Raw genomic sequence first — 2,406 nt, 5'->3', positions numbered from 1 at the left:
GAAAGCGCTGGAGGACGACATCACTGCGTGGATCCACACTTGGAACGAGAATCCGCGGCCCTTCACCTGGACCAAGACAGCCGACGAGATCCTCAACTCCCTCGCCAACTACCTCACCAAGGTCGGAACCACCGGCCAGAAAACCGGGCAGAACTAACCAACAGGATTTCTGGCGCATGACACTAGGCGGCGAATGCCTGCTGCACTGGAAGGTGCCCGACGGCGACGCCCACCGGGCGGTCTGGCGTGGTCTGCTGGTGGACGGCACGCCTGTGCTCGCCGGGGTCCAGGCGGAGTACGGACCCACCACGGGCCATATCGCCTTATACGATCTCGCGAGCCGCAGCCGGCGCGACGTCGTTATCCAGGCGTTCGAGGGATACAGCTCGGCGCAGTGCCTCGCCGTACACGAGCATCGGGGCGTCCCACTCGTCGCGTTCGCCGACTTCAATGGCACCCTCGCGGTGTGGGAGGCGAGGACCGGCACCCTCGTCAGCCGCGTCGTCAACGACGCCGACACGGAGCGCCCGCAGACCGCGCTCGCCTGCGGTGAGGCCGACGGCCGCGCCGTCTGCGTGGTCGGCACCCAGGCAGGCCACCTCGGCGTACACGACCTGCTCACCGGCGAACGGCTCGCCGACACCGTGCTTCCCGGCGGGTGGATCCACTGCCTCGACATCGACGACGACGGCCTCGTGGCCGTCGGGTACGGGCAGGAGGTTGCCGTCCTGGACATGAGCGGTGCCGTCACGGGTGGCGCCTCGTGACGCGCATCCTGGGGGTCCACGGCGTCGGGAACCACGACCCGCACCGCTCCGCCGCGGAGGCCGCCGAGCGGCTCACGGCCACCTGGCAACGGCATCTCACCGCCGGCGGTGCCGGTGTACGGTCGGACGACGTGCGGGTCGCCTACTGGGCCCATCACCTGCACCGGCGGCGCCGTCAAGGGCCCGAGACCGACCCCCACGGCCTGTCCCCGGCCGAGCTGGACGTGCTCGCCGCCCTGGTCGCCGAGGTCGACGCGACGGCCGTACGGCAGGGCCGGCTGACGCTGCCGCTCCGGCAGGCGATCGCGCTGCTCACCGCGCGCGGTGGCGTCGCGGTGCCGGTGATGTCCGCCTTCATTGCGGTGTTCTGCCGCGAGGTGCACGCCTACCTGGGACATCCCGGCGCGCCGGGGCGGGCCTCCGTACGCGACTCGGTGGCCGAGTCGATCATCGAGCACCGTCCGCGGGTGGTGATCGCGCACTCGCTCGGCTCTGTGATCGCGTACGAGGCACTGTGGTCGCGGCCCGGACCCGACGTCGACCTGCTGGTGACCCTCGGCTCGCCTCTCGGCCTGCCGTCCGTCGTTTTCGAGCGGCTGTGCCCCGCGCCCCGAGACGGCCTCGGGCAGCGCCCACCCCGGGTTCGGCGATGGGTCAACCTGGCAGATCCGGGCGACATCGTCGCGATCCCCAGGTGGCTGGCGACGAAGTTCGCCGGTGTGGACACCGACGGGGAGGCGTCGATCCATTCGGTCGACTTCCACCGCGTCGCGTCGTACCTCCGCCTTCCCGACGTCGCCCGGGCTATCGCCGAGCTCGGGTAAGCGGGTCAGTGTGACTTCCGGGTCGCCCATGTCCAGGTCGGCGAGGTGGCTGAAGACCAAGCAGGAGCTGATCGGGTTGCCGCCGCCCGGGTACATGGTTCTGTTGACCGCCGCCATCGAGCTTCCGGCGGCGTACAGGCACGGGATGACCTCCCCTTCGGTGTCGGCATGCTCACCGGGTCTTGCCCGATGTTTCCTCCCCGCTGTGGCGCCTGCCCGGCGAGTTGGGGCGGGTCGCCGTTCTGGGCGTCGAGGACCCGCGGCGCCCTGCGGTGCCGTTCTCAGACCGGATCGAGGAATCGGCGGGCAGATCGGCCGTCCGCCGCAGCCGCATACCAGCACGTCGCTCACCGAGTCCGCGGTGTCGAGTTCGCGGCGCCCTGCGGCGTCGGACAGGATGGCGGCCGGGTCGTGGCGCCGGCGGCTTCGGCGTCCGCGATGGTCGCGGCCAGGGCGTACCAGCCGGGCTCGGCAAGGATCTGCTCGGCGAGTTGGGGCAGTGCGCAGGTGGTCGAACTGGCGCATCAACAGGGAACCCTGCGCCCCGACATCTCCGCGCGGGACATCACGTACCTGGAGGTCGCCCTCGTCGGCATCATGGGCGCCACCGCGGACGACCCCGACGCCTACCGGCGCCACCTGGCCCTGTTCCTCGACGGCGCACGGCTGGGCCTGGCAGCTTTACCCTCGTCGTAGCCCGAGCGCGCATTCGCGTCGACTAGGGCGTGTTGCGAAAGTGCTGGTCACAGCCACTCGTTGATGGCTGCGACCAGCACAGTCGCCTCGTAGCGGACGGCGAGTTTCTCGTATCGGGT

At 70.4% G+C, this 2,406-nt stretch carries 2 protein-coding genes and 1 pseudogene; 2 read left to right on the top strand and 1 reads right to left on the bottom strand.

The genetic code is table 11. The features are described 5' to 3' along the window. Positions 1-176: 176 nt before the first annotated feature. Entirely contained in the window at positions 177-767 is a 591-nt protein-coding gene (locus ACFYW5_RS37835) for a hypothetical protein (RefSeq protein WP_389421677.1), read from the top strand. Continuing rightward, positions 764-1,591 carry a hypothetical protein gene (locus ACFYW5_RS37830; RefSeq protein ID WP_389421676.1) on the top strand — a complete coding sequence of 276 codons (828 nt, stop codon included), beginning with the start codon at positions 764-766 and terminating at the stop codon, positions 1,589-1,591. The genes ACFYW5_RS37835 and ACFYW5_RS37830 overlap by 4 nt, the downstream gene beginning before the upstream one ends. 172 nt (positions 1,592-1,763) lie before the next feature. On the opposite strand, the pseudogene ACFYW5_RS37825 reads toward ACFYW5_RS37830, so the two are convergent. After that, positions 1,764-2,091 (bottom strand): annotated as a pseudogene (locus tag ACFYW5_RS37825) (mobilization protein); the annotation flags it as partial. Between the last annotated feature and the right edge of the window lie 315 nt (positions 2,092-2,406).

It is taken from the genome of Streptomyces sp. NPDC002779 (genome assembly GCF_042888685.1).
GTDB lineage: Bacteria > Actinomycetota > Actinomycetes > Streptomycetales > Streptomycetaceae > Streptomyces.
This window is presented reverse-complemented; position numbering and strand designations above follow the sequence as displayed.

Coding starts and splice junctions, on each gene's coding strand:
- ACFYW5_RS37835 (WP_389421677.1), top strand. CDS start 177: ATGACACTAGGCGGCGAATGCCTGCTGCACTGGAAGGTGCCCGACGGC.